This is a genomic window from Bacillus sp. FSL K6-3154 (genome assembly GCF_040869395.1).
GTDB classification, from domain to species: Bacteria; Bacillota; Bacilli; order Bacillales; family Bacillaceae; genus Bacillus; species Bacillus safensis.
On sequence record NZ_CP152033.1, the window covers coordinates 2,380,476 to 2,401,143 of the forward strand.

General features: G+C 42.9%; 18 protein-coding genes. 13 read left to right on the top strand and 5 right to left on the bottom strand.

Features of this window, described 5'->3' with window-relative positions:
• The first annotated feature begins 138 nt into the window (after positions 1–138).
• Genes MHH61_RS12250 through MHH61_RS12265 form a run of 4 tightly spaced genes read left to right on the top strand, consistent with a single transcriptional unit; the run spans position 139 to position 4,123 of the window.
• Positions 139–1,503 carry an aspartate aminotransferase family protein gene (locus MHH61_RS12250; RefSeq protein WP_125587215.1) on the top strand — a complete coding sequence of 455 codons (1,365 nt, stop codon included), beginning with the start codon at positions 139–141 and terminating at the stop codon, positions 1,501–1,503.
• A gap of 12 nt (positions 1,504–1,515) precedes the next feature.
• Positions 1,516–2,202 (top strand): CoA transferase subunit A, encoded by a 687-nt coding sequence (locus MHH61_RS12255; protein ID WP_084096353.1) that lies wholly within the window; start codon positions 1,516–1,518, stop codon positions 2,200–2,202.
• Positions 2,178–2,843, top strand: coding sequence for a 3-oxoacid CoA-transferase subunit B (locus tag MHH61_RS12260; protein ID WP_125587216.1), 666 nt, complete (start codon positions 2,178–2,180; stop codon positions 2,841–2,843). Before MHH61_RS12255 ends, MHH61_RS12260 begins: the two co-directional genes overlap by 25 nt.
• 14 nt (positions 2,844–2,857) lie before the next feature.
• Positions 2,858–4,123, top strand: a complete 1,266-nt coding sequence (locus tag MHH61_RS12265; RefSeq protein WP_125587217.1) for a peptidase — start codon at positions 2,858–2,860, stop codon at positions 4,121–4,123.
• Positions 4,124–4,150: 27 nt separating this feature from the next.
• On the opposite strand, the gene MHH61_RS12270 is transcribed toward MHH61_RS12265, so the two are convergent.
• Entirely contained in the window at positions 4,151–4,372 is a 222-nt protein-coding gene (locus tag MHH61_RS12270; protein ID WP_024424522.1) for a DUF2892 domain-containing protein, read from the bottom strand.
• Between the two features lie 125 nt (positions 4,373–4,497).
• Here MHH61_RS12270 and MHH61_RS12275 point away from each other — a divergent pair, with 125 nt between their 5' ends.
• Positions 4,498–6,240, top strand: a complete 1,743-nt coding sequence (locus MHH61_RS12275) for an adenine deaminase C-terminal domain-containing protein (protein WP_125587218.1) — start codon at positions 4,498–4,500, stop codon at positions 6,238–6,240.
• Positions 6,241–6,801: 561 nt separating this feature from the next.
• Complete coding sequence (locus MHH61_RS12280) at positions 6,802–7,116, top strand: YerC/YecD family TrpR-related protein (RefSeq protein WP_024424524.1); 315 nt, start codon at positions 6,802–6,804, stop codon at positions 7,114–7,116.
• Positions 7,117–7,358: 242 nt separating this feature from the next.
• Here MHH61_RS12280 and MHH61_RS12285 read toward each other — a convergent pair whose 3' ends face one another.
• Positions 7,359–8,939 carry an FMN-binding glutamate synthase family protein gene (locus tag MHH61_RS12285; RefSeq protein ID WP_368004448.1) on the bottom strand — a complete coding sequence of 527 codons (1,581 nt, stop codon included), beginning with the start codon at positions 8,937–8,939 and terminating at the stop codon, positions 7,359–7,361.
• Positions 8,940–9,078: 139 nt separating this feature from the next.
• Here MHH61_RS12285 and MHH61_RS12290 point away from each other — a divergent pair, with 139 nt between their 5' ends.
• Complete coding sequence (locus MHH61_RS12290) at positions 9,079–9,309, top strand: hypothetical protein (protein WP_003214314.1); 231 nt, start codon at positions 9,079–9,081, stop codon at positions 9,307–9,309.
• Positions 9,310–9,332: 23 nt separating this feature from the next.
• Here the strand turns inward: MHH61_RS12290 and MHH61_RS12295 are convergent, their stop codons facing one another.
• Positions 9,333–9,698 (bottom strand): DUF2283 domain-containing protein, encoded by a 366-nt coding sequence (locus MHH61_RS12295; RefSeq protein WP_034667492.1) that lies wholly within the window; start codon positions 9,696–9,698, stop codon positions 9,333–9,335.
• A 444-nt stretch (positions 9,699–10,142) separates the two neighbouring features.
• Here MHH61_RS12295 and MHH61_RS12300 point away from each other — a divergent pair, with 444 nt between their 5' ends.
• The 6 genes from MHH61_RS12300 to MHH61_RS12325 all read left to right on the top strand — a co-directional run bounded on the left by MHH61_RS12300 (position 10,143) and on the right by MHH61_RS12325 (position 18,213).
• Entirely contained in the window at positions 10,143–10,658 is a 516-nt protein-coding gene (locus MHH61_RS12300; RefSeq protein WP_125587219.1) for a hypothetical protein, read from the top strand.
• A gap of 187 nt (positions 10,659–10,845) precedes the next feature.
• Positions 10,846–11,538: a heptaprenylglyceryl phosphate synthase gene (locus MHH61_RS12305; protein WP_024424529.1), complete on the top strand. Its 693-nt coding sequence runs from the start codon at positions 10,846–10,848 to the stop codon at positions 11,536–11,538.
• A gap of 57 nt (positions 11,539–11,595) precedes the next feature.
• Complete coding sequence (gene pcrA, locus MHH61_RS12310; RefSeq protein WP_024426683.1) at positions 11,596–13,818, top strand: DNA helicase PcrA; 2,223 nt, start codon at positions 11,596–11,598, stop codon at positions 13,816–13,818.
• Positions 13,819–13,858: 40 nt separating this feature from the next.
• Positions 13,859–15,865: an NAD-dependent DNA ligase LigA gene (ligA, locus tag MHH61_RS12315; RefSeq protein WP_125587220.1), complete on the top strand. Its 2,007-nt coding sequence runs from the start codon at positions 13,859–13,861 to the stop codon at positions 15,863–15,865.
• A 42-nt stretch (positions 15,866–15,907) separates the two neighbouring features.
• Positions 15,908–17,077, top strand: a complete 1,170-nt coding sequence (locus MHH61_RS12320; protein ID WP_224427106.1) for a CamS family sex pheromone protein — start codon at positions 15,908–15,910, stop codon at positions 17,075–17,077.
• A 128-nt stretch (positions 17,078–17,205) separates the two neighbouring features.
• Positions 17,206–18,213, top strand: a complete 1,008-nt coding sequence (locus MHH61_RS12325) for a phosphotransferase enzyme family protein (protein WP_024426680.1) — start codon at positions 17,206–17,208, stop codon at positions 18,211–18,213.
• A 43-nt stretch (positions 18,214–18,256) separates the two neighbouring features.
• Here MHH61_RS12325 and MHH61_RS12330 read toward each other — a convergent pair whose 3' ends face one another.
• Both MHH61_RS12330 and putP read right to left on the bottom strand, forming a co-directional pair.
• Positions 18,257–18,955, bottom strand: a complete 699-nt coding sequence (locus MHH61_RS12330; RefSeq protein WP_169510856.1) for an MgtC/SapB family protein — start codon at positions 18,953–18,955, stop codon at positions 18,257–18,259.
• Between the two features lie 161 nt (positions 18,956–19,116).
• Positions 19,117–20,598, bottom strand: coding sequence for a sodium/proline symporter PutP (putP, locus tag MHH61_RS12335; RefSeq protein ID WP_024426679.1), 1,482 nt, complete (start codon positions 20,596–20,598; stop codon positions 19,117–19,119).
• Positions 20,599–20,668: the final 70 nt, after the last annotated feature.

Consider the following 20,668-nt stretch of genomic DNA (forward strand, 5'->3'; position numbering starts at 1 on the left):
GTGAAATTCGGGCATGTGGCGAATGGAGGATGACTGCCCTCTTGATTAAGCTAATCTTATAACAAGTATACAAAATTTTCTTGCGATTCATGAAAAAAGAAAGATGCAGCTGCTGACGAGAGAGGGAGGAATGACAAAGTGGAGACCCGGGATTACTTAATCAAACCGATGTTGAATCAGCATTATCCTGTGGCTGTGAAAGGAGAGGGGATTTATTTATATGATCGGGACGGGAAAAAATATTTAGACGGCTCATCTGGTGCTGTCACGGCAAGTATTGGACATGGGATACGGGACATCATTGATGCCATGACAGAGCAAGCGGAAAAGGTGAGCTTTACGTACAGATCACAATTCACAAATGAACCAGCAGAAGAACTTGCCTATGAATTGAGTACGCTCTGCCCAGGGGACCTGAACTGGTCTTTTTTTGTCGGAAGCGGATCAGAGGCAACAGAGACCGCCATGAAAATTGCCATTCAGCATTGGCAGGAGCAGGGGAAGGCTGAGAAGAATCACATCATTTCAAGATGGATGAGTTATCACGGCATCACACTCGGTGCGCTGTCGATGTCAGGTCATATTGCTAGGAGAGAGCGCTTTGAACCACTGCTCGAAAAACACCCGGTGCTGTCTCCGCCATACAGCTATCGTTCGTGGCTGCCAAAGGAAGAAAGCAAGCAGGTCGAATGGTATGTACAGGAATTTAAAACTGTCATCCAGCGTATAGGAAAAGAGAGGATTGCGGCTTTTATTGCAGAGCCGATTGTTGGAGCAGCGGGTGCGGCGCTTGTTCCGCCAGACGGATATTTTGCGGCGATGAAGCGAGTTTGTGAGGAAAACGATATTTTAATGATTGCAGATGAAGTCATGACAGGCTTTGGACGAACTGGGAAAATGTTTGCCATGGAACATTGGGGCGTCGTACCAGATATCATGGTACTCGGAAAAGGCATGAGCGCCGGCTATGCACCGATTGCTGCAGCTGTCTCAGCAGATCATGTGATTGCACCGATTCTCAGCGGTTCGGGCTCTGTGATGGCAGGCCACACTTATAGTGGCAACCCGCTTTCAGCAGCCGTCTCACTGGCTGTCATTCGATACATGAAAAAACACCAGCTTTCAGAACGGGCTGATTTGTCTGGCCGATATTTAATGAATGCTTTAAAGGATTTGCAAACAAATCATTCCATCATAGGAGATGTGAGAGGAAAGGGGCTGCTCATTGGCATTGAATTTGTCGCAGACCGATTATCGAAAACACCATTTCCTGCTCATGCTCAAATGACACATTTAGTTGTGGAGACGGCCAAGCAAAATGGTTTGCTTGTTTACCCAGCAAGCGCTGGAGAGGATGGTGTAGGAGGTGCAGCGGTCATGATCGCACCGCCGCTTTCCATTACGCAGCAGGAGATGGATGAACTGATTCATTTATTCGGGCAGACAATGACGCAGGTCGAGCAAGAAGTCATCAATCGAGGGTTTTTCCCATCTGCCATGTAGGGAGGAAAGATGATGAACAAAACAGCGAACTTAGATCAAGTCATCACGCATTTTAGAGACGGAATGACCATTATGTTTGGCGGGTTTGGCGGTGTGGGGTCCCCGCCATCATTGATCGATGCCATCCTAGAAGCCAATATTAAAGACCTGACATTGATCGGAAACGATGCAGGCTTCCCGCAAATCGGTGTTGGCAGGCTGATCACAGAAGGAAGAGTGAAGAAAATCATTGCCTCTCATATTGGCTCAAATCCAATTGCCGGGCAGAAAATGCAGGCAGATACACTAGACGTTCTTTTTTACCCGCAGGGCATCCTAGCAGAAAAGATCAGGGCAGGGGGGATGGGTTTAGCGGGCATTGTGACAGATGTCGGCATGGATAGCCTCAATCTTGATGAGAAACAATTGGTTCAGCTGGATGGAAAGAAGTATATTCTTGAGCCTGCACTGACCGCGGATATCGCGATTGTGAATGCCCTCAAAGCAGATGAAGCAGGCAACCTGATTTTTGATAAAAGTGCACGGAATACAAACCCGATTGTGGCGATGGCAGGAGACTGGACCATTGCGGAAGTAGAAGAGATTGTGCCTGTGGGCGGGCTTCATCCAGAGGAAATCGTCACACCAGGCGTATTTGTGAACCAGATCGTGCAATCAAAAGGAGTGAACTGGACATGGGCATGGGAGACATCGATTTAAGACACCGCATAGCCAAACGCGCGGCACAGGAAATTGAAGATGGCATGATTGTGAATCTTGGGATCGGCATCCCGACCCTTGCAGCTGACTACATCCCAGCACATTACGAGGTGTGGCTGCATGCAGAAAACGGCATTATGGGGGCAGGCGCTTCACCAGCACAAGGGGAAGAAGATCCGAATTTGTGCAATGCCGGGGGTTTTCCCATTACGTTAACAAAAGGCGGATCATATATGGACAGCACAACCGCTTTTGGCATCATTCGCAAAGGGATGCTGGATATGACCATTTTAGGTGCACTTGAAGTCAGCAGTCGTGGGGATCTTGCCAATTGGATTGTGCCAGGGAAACGAGTGCCGGGTATGGGTGGAGCCATTGAACTTGCGCAAAAAGCGAAAAAGGTGGTGGTTGTGATGAGCCACCTTGATAAACATGGACAATCTAAGATAAAAGCAGCCTGCACGCTGCCCTTAACTGCTAAGTCTTGTGTGGATCTGATTATTACGGATATGGCAGTCATTGAGGTCAAGTCACAGCTGCTCATTTTGCGTGAAGTCATGCCGCCGTTTCAGCCGGAAGATGTCATGAGGGCGACAGAGGCGCCGCTCATTTTAGCGCCTGATGTCAAATCTGTTGTGTAGAAAGGATGACCGACTTGCAGCCAATTACACGTATCAGAAGCTGGATGAAAGAGCATAAGGAAGAAGCCGTGACGCTTCTTCAGCAAATGGTGCAATGTGACAGCACACAAGGAAATGAGCAAGAAGTACAGAAAATCGTAGCAAATAAACTTTCTGCCATTGGCTTTGATGTTGACGTATGGGACATTGGTGGAGATGACTTGCTGAATCATCCGTATTTTTATTCCCCGAGACGTTCCTTTAAAGGAAGTCCCAATGTCGCCGGACGATTGAAAGGTAAAGGCGGCGGCAAATCTATTTTATTAAATGGGCATGTCGATGTTGTCCCGGCAGGTGATCACAAACAATGGACATATCCGCCCTACAGCGGGCATATCATAAACGGGAGACTTTATGGACGCGGGGCAACAGATATGAAAGGTGGAAACGTTTCTTTACTCTTTGCACTTGAAGCACTGCATGCGCTTCAGATTCCGCTGAAGGGAGATGTCGTGTTTCATAGTGTTGTCGAAGAAGAGAGCGGCGGCGCAGGCACCCTTGCAGCCATACTGAGAGGATATACAGCAGATGCAGCCATCATTCCAGAGCCAAGTCATATGAAAATCTTTCCGATTCAGCAAGGATCTAAATGGTTCAGACTGCATATTAAAGGAAGGGCTGCTCATGGCGGAACAAGATATCACGGCGTTTCTGCTATTGAAAAGAGCACGATAGTCCTTTCACATATAGCGGCACTTGAAGAAGAAAGAAATCAGCGAATCACTGAGCCGCTGTTTCAGCATATCCCAATCCCGATCCCAATCAATATCGGGAAAATTCAAGGCGGTGATTGGCCATCCTCTGTAGCAGACCTTGTCACAATGGAAGGCAGGCTCGGGGTGATGCCGGGTGAAACGGTAGAACAGGCAGAGAAGGAATTAGAAAATTGGATGGCAGGACTCGGAGAAAAAGATGAATGGTTCCAAGAACATCCTGTTGAGGTCGAATGGTTTGGTGCAAGATGGCTTCCGGGTTCAATCGATACAGATCATCCGCTTTTAGGTTTATTGAAGGAACAATATGAAGCGGTCATGAAGCAGCCGCCGAAGATCGAAGCCGCCCCTTGGGGAACGGACGGCGGATTACTGTCACAGGCGGCTGGTATTCCGATCATCGTGTTTGGACCTGGAACAACGGAGCTTGCCCATTTTCCGAATGAATCCATTGACATTGAGCATGTGATTGAAGCAGCAGAAATTATTGCAGGTACAATAGTAGAATGGTGTGAAGCAGCGGAATGAGATTGATCACAAAAAAAGAAGGCTGCCTTACTCAGCCTTCTCTTTATGTGTGTCCTGCTGCTCACACATATATGTCACTGGACAAAAACGAAGAATGCCAGATCCTAGTTTCATACCGCCAAACATGATGCCCAAAAGCAGCATTTTACTCCATGGTTTTCTAGCATATAAGGATCCAGCCACAGTACATATCGTCATTCCGCAGGCAATTCTAATGAGCGCTTCCATTAAGCCGAGATTAGGTTTCATTGAAGGTGAATCTCCTTTTTTAAATTATTTTAAGTGTGATTTCAAGAAATTGTAACGTTTCATTAATGCGTAACGTAGTTCGTTATGTTACGATAGGGCTAATACAAATGAAGGAGAGTATGTGAATGTCCGAACGTACTTTTAATTGGAGAAACAATGACATCCGCACACAAATCGATGTAGTCGACTCAAAAATAGTTCCAACACTCCTTTTAACGAATGGACTCGTGCTTAACCCGTTTTTGAAGCAATGGGTGAAGGCAAATATTTGGATACATGATGATCGAATTGTTTATGTCGGAGCAGAGCTTCCTCAAAATAAATCAGCTAAACGTGTGATTGATTGTGAAGGGAAATACATTGTGCCTGGGTATATAGAGCCTCACGCGCATCCGTTCCATATTTATAATCCCCAATCACTTGCAGAATATGTGTCTCAATTTGGCACAACAACGATGGTCAGCGATAACTTATTTCTTCTTTTGCAAAGCAATGAAAAGAAAGCGCTTTCCACTCTATGTGAATTAAAAAAGCAGCCATTTCAGTATTTCTGGTGGTCCAGATACGATCTTCAAACGGAAGTCAGATATGAAGATGAGATGCTGCCAGTCAACTACCGGAAGGAATGGATTGATCATCCTGACGTCCTCCAAGGCGGCGAATTAACAAGCTGGCCAAGATTGATGGACGGTGATGATCTCATTTTATATTGCATGCAAGAAACGAAGAAGCAGAGAAAACGAATTGAAGGGCATTTTCCCGGAGCTTCTGAGAAAACGCTAACAAAAATGAAGCTGTTTGGCGCGGACAGTGATCATGAAGCGATGAATGCGGACGATGTGTTAAAACGATTGTCCCTTGGCTATCATGTTTCATTGCGGCATTCTTCCATCCGCCCAGATTTAGTGAACATTTTAAGAGAACTGCATGAGCGTGACTTTAGACACTATGACCATTTTTTCTATACAACAGATGGTGCTGCTCCTCACTTTTATGAGGAAGGCATGATTAACCGTTTGATTTCGATTGCCCTTGAAGAAGGCGTGCCGATCATTGATGCGTATAATATGGCGACATTTAACATTGCAAAATACTATCAAATTGATGATTTACTAGGCGTTGTTGGCCCAGGCCGGCTGGCTTCTTTGAATATTTTAGATGATCCAATGAACCCAAATCCAGAAACGGTCATATCTAAAGGGATTATCCTCAAATTAGATGGCGAGAACCAGCATCAATTCCAAGAAACAAAATGGGAAAATGGCGGGCTTCTTCCATTAGATTTAAGCTACGACCTCACGATGAGTGATTTGCAATTTTCTATGCCGCTAGGTGTCAAGATGAGAAATGCCGTTATTATGGAGCCTTATACAGTGGAAATTGATAACTCCATCAACCAGCTCTCATGTGACCATGATCAAAGCTTCTTTAGCCTGATTGACCGAAAAGGTGAGTGGCGTGTGAATACGATGCTAAAAGGGTTCGCAAATAAAGTGCAGGGCTTTGTTAGCTCATTTTCGCTCACGGGTGACATTTTAGTGATCGGGAAAAATAAAGAAGATATGATGCTGGCACATAAGCGGATGAAAGAAATTGGCGGGGGAATCGTACTCACAGAGAACGGGGAAATTTTGCACGAAATCCCGCTGCAATTATCAGGCTGTGCATCGGCTGAACCATTTGAGACTGTTCTTCAGCAGGAACAAACATTACGCGAGCTGCTCATTGAGCGCGGCTATCCATTTGACTGCCCAATTGATACACTTGTCTTTTTCCAAAGTACACATTTGCCGTATATTCGAGTGACACCAAGAGGAATATTTGATGTCATGAAAAAAACTGTACTCTTTCCGTCTATAATGCGTTAAAATATAACAGAGTGGAGCTGTATCATCTTTGCTGCATTTCTGACTGCTGTTATAGGGCAGAAGTGAGCCATGGTTCTCTTCACTGCCATGTAAGTGATCGTGATCTTATGTGGAGCTGTTGACAAAGCAGAGGGCTTTGACATGACGAATGAAGTACTCTAATTGTAAAATGAATTTGCCGGTTACGCTGACCGGCCAACATATTTTGAATAACCCGAGCAAGGCGGGGCGCATATTTGTGGTCTCGCCGAGCTTTCTGCAAAGCCTGTATATGAGGGCAGAAGACCTAACCAAGCAGAAGTCATCTTTATACTGGAAGCAAACAAGTTTGTCAGATTGTCATACAAGGAAAATGACAGAACTTGTCGAATTTGTTTACGATAAAGAAGCTTCGGCTTACGAAAGAACCTGACGGCATTTTCAGCGTAGACCCAAACCTGTCATGATCTGTTCAAAGCTCATTGCTGAGGTTTTAAAAAAATTAGTCAGGAAAGATACCGCTTTCTTAGAAGAAGATCGTGCGAAGCGGTGTGGCAATAGTAAAGGAGAAGATGTATTAAGATGCAAATTGATAAATTAAGGGGCAAAAGCTTAGATCAGTTATTCAACTCCATCTTATCCCTTAAAGACCTGGAAGAATGTTATCGATTCTTTGATGATTTATGTACCATCAATGAAATCCAATCTTTATCACAGCGTCTTGAAGTAGCGCGTATGCTTCGCGAGGGAAACACGTATCATAAAATTGAGACGGAAACAGGTGCAAGCACTGCAACTATCTCACGTGTCAAACGCTGCTTGAACTACGGAAACGATGCCTATACGATGGCTCTTGACCGCGTAGCAGAACAGCAGGAAAATAACGAAACAAAATAAAGCAGCTTTCACTGTAAACAATCCTTTTTACGAAAAATGGACTTGTTTGCAGTTTTTTTATGAAAAGGCGGGCAGGGGCTGATAAAGTGTCCTTGTTTTTTACTTTAGCTCGCCCATAAACCATCTTTCTCCCTCATAGGAGATGCCATCTTCGCTTGAGATGATTTCCTTAAACTCTACTGCTTGCTAACTTTATACGAAAAATGTCTATAAAAAAAGGTGCGTTTCCGCACCATTTCGAGCTAGACAGATGGCTGTGTGCCTGAGAACATCGGCACTTCGCTTGTCTGGCCATTCTCTTGTCTAAAAATAATATGTTTTTCATTAAAATGAATAGGCGATTCTATTCCCGCAGCTGCGGATAAGTTAAACAAACCTTCTCTAAGAGACAGGATATAATTGCACACTCGGTATTTTTTTTCTTCAATCGATAAACCCTTTTGCAGCTTTGGATCAGTCGTGGCGACCCCGACTGGGCATTTATTCGTGTGGCAGACTTGGGCGCGAATGCATCCGACTGAAAACATGAGACCTCTGGCAATATTCACAAAGTCAGCTCCCATTGAAAGGGCAATCGCAATTTTATCAGGCGAGAGAAGCTTGCCAGAAGCAAAGAGCTTCACCTGATCTCTGACACCGTATTCTTTCAATATTTGATGAACCATTGGGAGTGCCGTGAAAATCGGAAGCCCTGCGGAATCTGCCAATTCATGAAAGGACGCCCCTGTACCGCCTTCTCCGCCATCCACTGTAATGAAATCAGGGTGTTTTCCGCTTTTTTTCATATAGCTGGCAAGCTCTTCAATATTTTCTTTATGTCCGACAACAAGTTTGATTCCAACTGGCTTTCCGCCTATACTCCGAAGCTGTTCAATGAAATCAAACATGTCAGGAATGGAGTGGAACATCTCAAAGCGGTTTGGGCTGTCAATGGATTGGTGAGGCGGTAATTTACGGATATTCGCAATTTCTTCCGTCACCTTTTCGCCGTCAATATGACCGCCGCGTGTTTTTGCTCCTTGTGCCAGCTTGAGTTCAAAGGCTTTGACTTCCTCGTGTTCGCTTTTTTTCTTGAATTCTTCAAAGGAAAATGCGCCATCCTCTGTTCTAACGCCAAATAAACCGGGCCCAATCTGGCAAATGATATCTGCGCCGCCTTTGAGGTGATAAGGAGAAAGCCCGCCTTCACCTGTGTTCATCCACGTCCCGCCGGCCATTTTTAATCCTGAGGATAGAGCTGTAATCGCCCTGTCGCCTAAGGAGCCGTAGCTCATGGCAGATTGACCGATCAGTCCTTTCACATGGAAAGGCTTTTGACATGTGTGTTCGCCAATGACTTGTACATCCTCTTGATGGAGAAAGTAAGGATTTGCTTCGACTTCTTTGAAATGTTCACTTCTTCGCAGTAAATTGTCTTGATCAATCTGATACACTTTTGTTTTGATTTTTTCTGATTGATCGATTCGTAGTTCATCTCGCTGCTTTGGAAACAGGACGTTTCGAATGTAATAGCCTGGCTTGTCAAAATCACGTTTTGATCCAAAGCCCATCGTCCGGCTTTTGTACTTCCCAGACATGACCGCCTGCTCGTATTCTCTTCTTGAGAAGGGCAGCTCCTCTCGGTCATTCAGAAACAGATATTGGCGAAGCTCAGGTCCTATTTTTTCAAAAATAAACCGCAGCTTTCCAATGACCGGATAATTTCGCAGAACTGAATGTTCCTCTTGTTTTTCATCCCTCATCCAAATCCAGATCAATAGAATGATTGGGATGATCAAACAAATGACTATTAATGCGCCGATGACAATTAAAGTTGTTGTCACGAAGATCCCCTCTTTTCTCTTTCATTGCTGTTGTTATTCCACTTTTTAATGAAAGAGAAACCACACCAGCATATTGTGACGTTTAGAAATGAAAAGGCGGGGTAACTTACAAATAAGATCATAAGGGGAGGGAACATACATGAATAAGCGTCCAAATGCGTATGTACTTGCAGGATTAGGGGTTGGAGGAGCTGTGTTATTAGCGGTAAAAAATAAACAGCATCTGAAAAAATGGGCAAGCATGTTCCGGTCAGATGAAAAGATTCCTGAAAAAGCCGGCCACCCAGATCCATTAGATATCCAAGACAACAAAATGGTCGACGAAGGGGCCATGACATCCGTCCATTATTTTAATGAAGTGAGACAATAGTTTGAAAAAACCGTTTTGAAAGATCAAAACGGTTTTTTTCTTGTGATGTTATAGCGAAGAGGATCGACAATAGTAAAACCGATCAGCTCATTGTGATCAGGTGTTGAGAATTGGAATTCAACGCCTGACAGTTGATAGGTTGAGAGAATTTCCTGATCCGTCAAACGTAAAGAAAGCTCATCCTCATAAACCGGTACGTTCCGCAGCACTTCGGATTCTTGTGCAAATAACTCCAAGCCAGCCACTCGGCCCTCTTGATCGATATCTACATTGACACATTCATTGACATCTAATTCAATGGTTTCTTTGATTTTCATATGCTCCGCTTGTGGGGTGATATAGATGTATCCGATGTCTATATTTTGTTCATATGTGATCGTTCTTTTCAATGGGGTCACCTGCTTCATTTTAATTTTAACTGTAGCTAATTAACGAGATTTGAAATTATGAATGGGTATCGAAGATAAATTAAAGAATATCAATTATTATAATAAACTAAAATTAAGAACATAGCAGGATGCTTTAATGGGATAAATTAACTATATTGGAGACTGAAGAAAACTAGAAATGAGAGGAAGCTCACTAATTTTGAACTTTTTCTAAAATATTTTATTTTATTTGGAGTATTAACTTGGGGAATCTCATTTGTGGTTTTAACAGTCTCATAATTCTGCGAAAAAAGTCGAATTAGCACTATTTATGTAAAAACAAATTATTTCTACCTTAAAACGAAAACTAAACTAACACTATATATTATTATCAAAAATGACCATAAAATCAAATTTATGGTTTTTTGTTAGGTTATTTTAAGAAAAAGGGGATTTTATACACTGATGAAAAAATTATTTGTATTCACATTGGCTTTATTACTTTCTATTGCAACAATAGTGCCAGTAGCATCAGCTGAAAATTCAGTAAATCCTGAGGCTGGATTGAAAGGGTTAACAAAAGAACAAATTGAAAAATCTGTAGCTGAAATAGAGTATATCTTTACTAAAATTCTAGTTTTTGATGACGAAGTAGGTTATGTTGTTAACGAAAAGGAATTAGAAAAAGCTTCATACCCAGTTTATCAAAAAGAAGGCATGATCGCTTTTGCGAACTATATGAATCAACAAAAAGGTATTGCTACTACACAAAAAAACACTGTTCAACGTTGTCTTGAAGATGCTCTTGGTATAACCAAGGGAGCTTTAAATCAGGTTCAAAAGGCTATTGAAAAAGGTGAATGGTTAAGTGTTCTAGGGTTCCTAACTTTAACTGGAATTGCGGTATCACCTCCTGTATTATTTGGCTTTTTCTTGCTATGTGGTGCACCAACAGCACAAGTTGCTCCACTTGAAAAATAAAAAAACTGTGTTCATTTATTTAAAAAGCAGATGCTTAGCATCTGCTTTTTTGTTTCTAAATCTTTAAATCACGCCACCCATTTTCAAAAGAATGAAACTTTTAGCTAAAGGAGGTTACCCATTTTTTGCGGCCTTTGATTTTGTTATAATATTTAAATGGAATGAAACGAATGGAGGAACGTTTTTCATGTATGATGTTACCGAGTGGAAGCATGTCTTTAAACTCGATCCAAATAAAGAAATTTCTGATGAACAGCTAGAAGCGATTTGCGAATCTGGGACGGATGCCATATTGATTGGCGGAAGTGATCATGTGACAGAGGACAACGTGCTTCAATTGATGTCAAAGGTCCGCCGGTTTCTAGTGCCATGTGTGCTCGAAATCTCCACACATGAGATGATTGTGCCTGGCTTTGATCTGTATTTCATCCCAACCGTCTTAAACAGCTCTCACCCTGACTGGATTGTTGGGCTCCATAAGGACGCGATGAAGGAATTCGGTGATTTGATGTCAATGGAAGAGATTGTGCCTGAAGGTTATGTCATCTTAAATGAAGATTGTAAAGCGGCCAAGCTCACAGAGGCAAATACAGCGCTGGATATCGATGACGTCAGGGCATATGCAAGAGTGGCAGAGCATTTGATGAAGCTGCCCATTTTTTATCTGGAATACAGCGGAACGCTTGGAGACATAGAGCTTGTCAAAGAAACAAAAGCAGTGCTTGATGAAACAGTTCTTTTTTATGGCGGCGGCATTAAGAACGCTAAGCAGGCAAAAGACTTCTCCCAGCATGCAGACGTCGTGGTTGTAGGAAACGTCATTTATGACAATTTCAAAGAAGCATTAAAGACAGTGGATGCAGTCAAAAAGTCATCATAGTCAAATAAGACGAAACGGGTTAAAATAGAACATAAGTTCGAATTGGCGGTGAATGGAATGAATGAAATATCGAATCATCTATTAGAAGGGCTGAATGACGCACAGAAAGAAGCAGTCAAAGCAACAGACGGTCCTTTATTGTTGATGGCAGGAGCAGGAAGCGGGAAGACACGGGTGCTCACACATCGAATTGCCTACTTAATGGCAGAAAAGCATGTGGCTCCGTGGAACATTTTAGCGATTACATTTACAAATAAAGCAGCACGTGAAATGCGTGAACGTGTCCAAGCTATTTTAGGGCCTGGCGCTGATGACATCTGGATCTCTACGTTCCACAGCATGTGTGTCCGCATTTTAAGACGTGATATTGACCGCATTGGTGTGAATCGCAACTTCTCTATTTTAGACACATCTGACCAGCTTTCAGTCATCAAAAACATTTTAAAAGAACGGAATATCGATCCTAAAAAGTTCGACCCGCGCAGTATTTTAGGATCAATCAGCAGTGCAAAAAACGAACTCATTGACGCAGAGGAATACGCCAAAACAGCTGGTGATTTCTATGATCAAGTGGTCAGCGATGTCTATACAGATTATCAAAAGCGTTTACTCAAAAACCAATCACTCGACTTTGATGATTTAATTATGATGACAATTCGTCTGTTTGAGCGCATTCCTGAAGTATTAGAGCACTATCAGCGGAAATTCCAATACATTCATGTGGATGAGTATCAGGATACGAACAGAGCACAGTACATGCTTGTGAAACTGCTCGCGCAGCGCTTTCAAAATATATGTGTTGTCGGTGACTCGGATCAGTCTATTTATCGCTGGCGCGGAGCGGATATTACAAACATTCTCTCCTTTGAAAAAGATTATCCATCCAGTGAAGTGATTCTGCTTGAGCAAAATTACAGATCGACGAAACGCATTTTGCATGCCGCAAATACGGTCATTCAAAACAATGCAAACCGGAAGCCGAAAAATCTTTGGACAGAAAATGATGAAGGAGCGAAGATCGCCTATTACCGTGCAGATAATGAATTCGGTGAAGGACAATTTGTCGCAGGAAAGATTCGTCAGCTTCATCAGAGCGGAAAGCGCAAATTATCCGATTTTGCGATCCTTTACCGGACAAATGCCCAGTCTCGTGTCATAGAGGAAACGTTAATGAAAGCCAACATTCAATACAACATTGTCGGCGGCACGAAGTTCTATGACAGAAAAGAGATCAAGGACATTTTGGCATACTTACGCCTAGTGGCAAACCCAGATGACGATATTAGTTTTGCGCGAATTGTCAACGTACCAAAGCGCGGAATCGGTGCGACATCTGTTGATAAAATTGCAGCATATGCGGAGATGAATGACCTGTCTATGTTTGAAGCACTTGGTCAGGTGGATTTCATTGGACTGAGTGCACGGGCAGCCAATGCGCTTGATGAGTTCAAACAGCTCATTGATCAAATGACGAACATGCAGGACTATTTATCTGTCACTGAATTAACAGAAGAAATTCTAGAGAAAACAGGCTATCGTGAAGCGCTGAAGCTCGAAAAAACGATTGAAGCACAAAGCCGCTTAGAAAATATTGACGAGTTTCTATCCGTCACTAAGAACTTTGAAGAACAAAATGAAGACAAGTCACTTGTGACCTTCCTGACAGATCTCGCCCTCGTCGCAGACATTGATAAGCTGGATGAGAATGAAGAAGAAGATCAGGATGCCGTCATCTTAATGACACTTCACGCCGCAAAAGGTCTAGAATTCCCTGTTGTTTTCTTAATGGGAATGGAGGAAGGTGTCTTCCCGCACAGCCGTTCATTAATGGAAGATGCAGAGATGGAAGAAGAGCGCCGCCTCGCTTACGTAGGCATCACACGGGCTGAAGAAGAGCTTTATTTATCAAGTGCGAAAATGAGAACACTTTTCGGCCGGACAAACATGAACCTTGAATCTAGATTCATTCGAGAAATACCAGCCGATTTATTGGACAACCTAAATGAGAAAAAAGAAACAAAAACACCGTTTGGCCAAACAAGAGAAAGACCGCAAAGACGGGGACCTGTCTCACGTCCGCAAACACAAACGATTCAAAACACAGGCGGCGGCAGTATTGGCTGGGCTGTGGGCGATAAAGCGGCCCATAAAAAATGGGGCGTTGGTACGGTTGTCAGTGTGAAAGGCAGCGGAGACAGTACAGAGCTTGATATTGCGTTCCCAAGCCCTACAGGCATTAAGCGTCTTCTCGCAGCATTTGCACCAATCGAGAAGCAATAAACTGATAGGACAAAACGGATGAATTGAAAGGAAGAAGCAGATGGATAAAGAAGCAGCGAAACGCCGGATCGAGGAACTGCACCAGATTTTGAATCAATACAACTACGAATATCATACACTTGATCGTCCAAGTGTTCCTGACGCTGAATATGATGCGCGGATGCGTGAGCTGATCTCTCTGGAGGAAGAACACCCTGACTTAAAAGCAGCAGATTCTCCTTCACAAAGAGTAGGCGGCGCTGTTTTAGACGCCTTCCAAAAAGTGCGTCACGGCACACCGATGCTCAGCCTTGGGAATGCGTTTAATGAACAGGACCTTCTTGATTTTGACCGCCGGGTTCGTCAAGCAGTCGGTGACGATATCGCATACAATGTCGAGCTGAAAATTGATGGACTCGCTGTTTCTCTCCGTTATGAAAATGGCGTGTTTGTCCGAGGAGCGACACGCGGAGATGGAACAACGGGGGAGGATATTACTGAAAACCTCAAAACGATTCGTTCCATCCCGCTTAAAATCAAACGCCCTCTGTCGATTGAAGTGAGAGGCGAGGCATTTATGCCAAAACCTTCTTTTGAAGCATTAAATGAAAAAAGAATACAAAACGAAGAAGAGCCGTTTGCAAACCCGCGTAATGCGGCTGCAGGTTCACTTCGTCAGCTTGATACGAAAATTGCAGCGAAACGAAACCTTGATATATTCGTCTACAGTATAGCGGAGCTTGATGAAATTGGTGTTGAAACGCAAAGTGCAGGACTTGATCTTCTCGACGAACTTGGCTTTAAAACAAACAAAGAAAGACGGATGTGCCAAACGATCGAAGAAGTCATCGACCTTATTGAAACATTAAAAGTAAAGCGTGCCGATTTTTCATATGAAATCGATGGAATTGTCATTAAAGTCGATTCACTGGCTCAGCAGGAAGAACTCGGCTTTACAGCAAAAAGCCCGCGCTGGGCGGTTGCGTACAAGTTTCCGGCTGAAGAGGTCGTAACGAAGCTGCTTGATATTGAACTAAGCGTCGGGCGAACAGGCGTGATTACACCAACAGCGATTCTTGAGCCTGTCAAAGTAGCAGGGACGACAGTGCAGCGAGCATCTCTTCATAATGAAGATTTGATCAAAGAAAAGGATATTCGCTTGTTTGATCAAGTGATTGTGAAAAAAGCCGGCGATATTATTCCTGAAGTCGCAGGTGTCCTTGTCGATCAGCGTACAGGCGAAGAAAAGCCGTTTCACATGCCAACTGAATGTCCAGAGTGTCATAGTGAGCTGGTGCGAATCGAAGGCGAAGTGGCCTTGCGATGCATCAATCCAGAATGTCCTGCCCAAATACGTGAGGGACTCATTCACTTCGTTTCCCGAAATGCAATGAATATTGATGGGCTTGGTGAACGGGTCATTACACAGCTCTTCAAGGAACAGCTAGTCTCTCGTGTGTCCGACCTTTACCGTTTAACGAAAGAAGAGCTCATTCAGCTTGAACGAATGGGCGAAAAATCTGTCGACAATTTACTGCGTTCAATTGAGCAGTCGAAAGAAAACTCTCTTGAGCGTTTACTATTTGGACTCGGCATTCGATTTATTGGTTCAAAGGCGGCAAAGACCTTGGCGATGCATTTCGAAAACATCGATCAATTAAAGCAAGCAACGAAAGAACAATTACTTGAAGTCGACGAAATTGGTGAAAAAATGGCTGATGCCGTCGTCACGTACTTTGAGAAAGAAGAAATACTCGATCTGCTGAACGAACTAAAAGAGCTTGGAGTCAATATGACCTATACAGGACCAAAGCCGGTAAAAGCAGAAGAAAGTGATTCCTACTTTACAGGAAAAACCATTGTGCTGACAGGAAAGTTAGAAGAAATGGCTCGAAACGATGCAAAAGCAGCGATCGAAGCGTTAGGCGGCAAGCTGGCAGGCAGTGTGAGTAAAAAAACAGACCTAGTCATTGCCGGAGAAGCAGCGGGGAGTAAGCTGACAAAGGCAGAAGAACTCAATATTGAAATTTGGGACGAAGCTAAAATGCTCGAGGAGCTAAAGAAATAAGAGGAGTGTTTTCTATTGAAAAAGTTGTTATTGCTGCTGACAATGCTCACACTGGTATTGTCAGCGTGTGCACCTTTTGGGGGAAAGGAAGAGGAAGAGGTCACACAAAAAACGGATGAAACGAAGGAAACAAAGGAAACAGCCATCATCCCGATGTACAATATCTCAGACTCCTATTACAAAATGGTGCTGCCGTTTAAACAAGGAGCTGCGAGAGGTTTAACAGCGGAGCGTCTCAACACACGCTTGGACATTGATGAATTTGAAACAGGACTCATGCGCCTCGCAACCGAGTCATTTAATACAAACGACTATCTTTTCCAAGAAGGACAGCATTTAGATGAGGATACCGTTCTCAGCTGGCTGGCACGCAAAAAAACAGGCAGTGATCTGAAAAAGGCAGAAAAAGATGATAAAGACTTTAAGAATCTAGGCTTGAATCCTGCTCTTCCAAACTCAGGTTCAACAAAGTCTAAAAATGAAAATAGTCCCATCTACTTAGCTTCGATGCTAGAGCATAATTACTTAATTAGAAAAGATAAAAACAGCTTACAGCTTGGCGGAGTTGTCATTGGTCTTGCACTGAACTCTGTTTATTATTACCGTGAAAAGATCGGTGACCCACAGCAAGAGGTGACCATCGATTCATCGAAAAATTCAAAGAAACTTTTGGCAGAGGGTGAAAAAATCGCTGAACAAGTGATCAAGCGCATTCGTCAAATGGACGGACTGCAAAAAGTGCCTGTCATGATTGCCCTTTATAAGCAAGCACCAAAATCATCTATCGTTCCAGGTAACTTTATCGCCAAAACGGATGTGAAAGCAGGCTCTGCTGATATCGGAAATTGGGATACGATCGATGAGGAGAATGTATTCTTCCCTTCAGATAATGCGAAAAGCAGCTACAAAGATGATTCAGAGCGATTTGACCGCTTCAAGACAAAGGTCGAAGACTACTTCCCGAATTACACTGGTGTTGTAGGAAAAGGCTTTTACAAAAACGGCAACCTGCAAAAAATGAAAATCGAAATTCCAATGCAGTTCTATGGAAAAACGGAAGTCGTAGCTTTCACACAATATTTAACCGGTGAAGTCATGGATTACTACAAGAGTACCAATATCGAAATCAACATTACATCTTCTGATCAACAAGAAGCCTTGATTACGAAAAATGCTGAAGACAAAGAACCGACTGTTCATATATATGACTAAATAAGAGGGATTTTCAAACTGATTGTCAAAGTATTAGTAGAAACCAAGAAGAAAGGCAGGTATGTTGATGCTCGTATAATGCTGATTACCGTCAAGAACATTTAAAAAGACGATAAAGGAGAATCAGCATGCATAAAGAAGTAAAAGCACGATACGATGAACAGAAAGTCTTAAAGAAAGCGGCTCACTTGTATGACTTTCAGCTTGATCAAGTCACATTTCTAGCCGATGCAGAAAATTATGTGTATGAATATAAGGCAAAGAATGGGGAGAATTATATATTAAAAATCACCCATACCATTCGTCGTTCACCCACATATATTTTAGGAGAAATGGACTGGATTCGATTCCTGTCTCATCATGGTATTTCCGTAGCAAAGCCGATTTCATCAGCAAGAGGAAAAGACGTTGAAACCATTCCTGATCAAGCCGGAGGCGCATTTTTACTCCGTGTGTATGAAAAAGCACCGGGGAGAAAAGTGAATGAAGGAGATTGGAATGGGAAGCTGTTTGAAGCGTTAGGGTCCTATACAGGACGAATGCATCAAATAACAAAACGATATCAAGTAAAAGATCCTCTTTATAAGCGTCAAGAGTGGTATGAAGAGGAGCAATTAAAGCTTGATCAATATATTCCGTCTGATCAAACGGTTGTGTTGCGAAGAAAAGATGAACTGATGCAAAAGCTTCACCAGCTCCGAATTTCGAAGGATGTGTATGGGCTGGTGCATGCCGATTTGCATCATGGGAACTTTCATTATCATCAAGGAGAGATTATCGCATTCGATTTTGATGATATTGGATATCACTGGTTTATCAATGATATTAGTATTTTGCTATACAATGTTCTTTGGTATCCAGTGATTCCATATGATGATAAAGCTGAATTTACAGCAGAATTTATGAGTCATTTTCTAAAAGGCTATCGACAGGAGAATGAGCTTGATGACGCGTGGCTGGCAACAATTCCCGATTTTCTCATGCTGCGTCATATGCTTATTTATGGGCTTTTACATCAAGCATTTGATCTCCAAACAATGACTTCTGACCAAAAAGCCATGCTGTCATGTTTTCGAAAGGAAATTGAGCAAAACACACCAATTACTCCTTTTGACTTTCAACAGCTGGCCCGATAAAAGAAACCCCTTGCTGTGTTAAACAGCAAGGGGTTTTTTATGACTATACCGTATCACACTTCACGCCAACGACGCCTTCTAGATCTTTAATATCAAAGTACACATCGGTTGTATAGCGGTCTTTATGCACACGTACGCGTACTTCCATGATCGGATAGTCCTTTTCTTTTAAATCATCAATTCGTACAGAATGAATGCGGATATTGAGAGCTTTCATTTCTTTTAAAATATCGGTCATGCGGTTTCTGTCAGAAAGAGACATTCTGATGCGGATTTCTTTTTCCTGCAGGCGAATCGGTCCGATCCGCTGGAAGAGCCATGGCAGGAATTCGACACTAATGAGAATAAAGAAAAGACTGAGGAAGGCTTCTTTATAAAACCCTGCACCTGTTGCAACCCCAAGCCCTGCTGCTCCCCAGATCATTGCAGAAGTCGTGAGTCCTGAGATGACATCATTGCTTTTTCGAAGAATCACACCTGCTCCAATAAAACCAACACCAGATATAATTTGTGCCGGTAACCTGAGTGGGTCCATTTGAAGCTTAGAGACTCGAGGGAAATTGTAGGCTGCATCAATGCTGATGATGGTTAAGACGCAGGAGCTGACAGCAATGACAATACACGTTTTTAATCCGAGGGGCTTTTTCTTCAGCTCTCGTTCAAGCCCGATAATCAGACCGATTAAGGTGGCCACGGCTAATTTTAAGACTGTATCCCATTCAATTGTCCAAAACATGCGTATCGCTCCTTTCACTTCATGTACGTTTCACAACATGTATATGATCTTCTCACAGCCCATATGGCTGCACAACTCTTATTTTATTCAGTTTCTGAAGAAAGAAAAGCTTTTTATTTTATTTAAAAAGAGAGTCATCCGCATAGGGCAGATGACTCTTCAATTCTTTATTTTGTTTCTTCCTCAAGATGATCTTCCATTTTGTTGAAAAGCTGTTTTGATGCTTTTGACGGCTTACTTGTCAACAAGCTCACAATAATGGCAGCTAATCCACTAAGCGTAAAGCCTGGAATCATTTCATAAATACCTGTCGCATGGTTGAGGCCAGTTGTAATCCATGTCAGAACCACAACCGCACCAACGATCATTCCAACTAGGGCACCGTGATGATTCATTCGTTTCCAGTATAGGCAAAGCAAGATGACTGGACCGAATGAAGAACCAAATCCTGCCCACGCATAACCGACAAGGTCAAGAATGGTATCACTTGGGTTAAGTGAAAGGCAGAGAGCAATCACAGCGACAACGAGTACAGACATCCGGCCAATCATGACGAGCTCTTTGTCTGATGCTGTTTTTCTAAAGAACGTTCTGTATAGATCCTCTGTCATGGCACTTGCTGTGACAAGCAGCTGAGACGAAATTGAACTCATAATCGCAGCTAAAATGGCAGAAAGTAAAAATCCAGTGATATATGGATGGAACAATACTTTAGAAAAGACGATAAAGATGGTTTCTGGGTCAGCAAGGTTCATACCCGTTTCATGAACATAGGCAACACCCACTAAACCGACAGACAGTGATCCAATCACTGAAATAATCATCCAGCTCATTCCGATTCGGCGTGCTGGTTTTAAATCTTTAACGGACGTAATGGCCATAAAGCGCACAATAATATGCGGCTGTCCAAAGTAACCTAGTCCCCAAGCAAGGAAGGAAATAATGCCAATGACGCTCGTTCCTCTAAAAATATCAAGCAATTTAGGGTCAATCTGTTGAATATCTTGGAATGTAGCAACAGGTCCGCCTAATTGTGTAAAGGCAACGATCGGCACGAGCACTAATGCTAAAAACATGATAGCTCCTTGGACAAAGTCCGTTAAGCTCACTGCCAAAAAACCGCCGAACAATGTATACAAAATGACAATACTTGACGTCAAAATCAGTCCAAACATGTAGTGAGCACCGAATGCTGACTCAAATAAACGTCCGCCTGATACCATCCCAGACGATGTATACAGGGTAAAGAAAATTAAAATGATGACGGCTGAAACAGCTTTTAATAAAGCAGATGAACCTTTGAAGCGTTTATCAAAGAAATCAGGAATCGTAATCGCATCATCCGCAATCTCTGTATAAGAACGTAAACGAGGTGCAAGAATGAGGTAGTTCAAGTAAGCACCAACGATTAAACCAATCGCAAGCCAGGCTGTCGATAAACCCGTTTTATACATTTCACCTGGCACACCCATCAGCATCCATCCGCTCATGTCCGCAGCACCTGCTGAAAGGGCTGTAACGAATGGGCCAAGCCCGCGTCCGCCAAGCATATAATCATTTAAATTATGTGTTTTCCTGAATGCATACCAGCCAATGGCAAGCATCCCGATAAAATAAATAGATAAGGAAATTGTAACTTCAATACTCATTTTGTGTTCTCACCTTTTTCGTATTAATTTGACATCACCTCAATCAAAATATACAGAAGTGCGAAGGCAG

Coding starts and splice junctions, on each gene's coding strand:
- pcrA (WP_024426683.1), top strand. CDS start 11,596: ATGAATGAAATATCGAATCATCTATTAGAAGGGCTGAATGACGCACAG.
- MHH61_RS12280 (WP_024424524.1), top strand. CDS start 6,802: ATGCAAATTGATAAATTAAGGGGCAAAAGCTTAGATCAGTTATTCAAC.
- MHH61_RS12270 (WP_024424522.1), bottom strand. CDS start 4,372: ATGAAACCTAATCTCGGCTTAATGGAAGCGCTCATTAGAATTGCCTGC.
- ligA (WP_125587220.1), top strand. CDS start 13,859: ATGGATAAAGAAGCAGCGAAACGCCGGATCGAGGAACTGCACCAGATT.
- MHH61_RS12305 (WP_024424529.1), top strand. CDS start 10,846: ATGTATGATGTTACCGAGTGGAAGCATGTCTTTAAACTCGATCCAAAT.
- MHH61_RS12300 (WP_125587219.1), top strand. CDS start 10,143: ATGAAAAAATTATTTGTATTCACATTGGCTTTATTACTTTCTATTGCA.
- MHH61_RS12255 (WP_084096353.1), top strand. CDS start 1,516: ATGAACAAAACAGCGAACTTAGATCAAGTCATCACGCATTTTAGAGAC.
- MHH61_RS12325 (WP_024426680.1), top strand. CDS start 17,206: ATGCATAAAGAAGTAAAAGCACGATACGATGAACAGAAAGTCTTAAAG.
- MHH61_RS12275 (WP_125587218.1), top strand. CDS start 4,498: ATGTCCGAACGTACTTTTAATTGGAGAAACAATGACATCCGCACACAA.
- putP (WP_024426679.1), bottom strand. CDS start 20,598: ATGAGTATTGAAGTTACAATTTCCTTATCTATTTATTTTATCGGGATG.
- MHH61_RS12260 (WP_125587216.1), top strand. CDS start 2,178: ATGGGCATGGGAGACATCGATTTAAGACACCGCATAGCCAAACGCGCG.
- MHH61_RS12320 (WP_224427106.1), top strand. CDS start 15,908: ATGCTCACACTGGTATTGTCAGCGTGTGCACCTTTTGGGGGAAAGGAA.
- MHH61_RS12290 (WP_003214314.1), top strand. CDS start 9,079: ATGAATAAGCGTCCAAATGCGTATGTACTTGCAGGATTAGGGGTTGGA.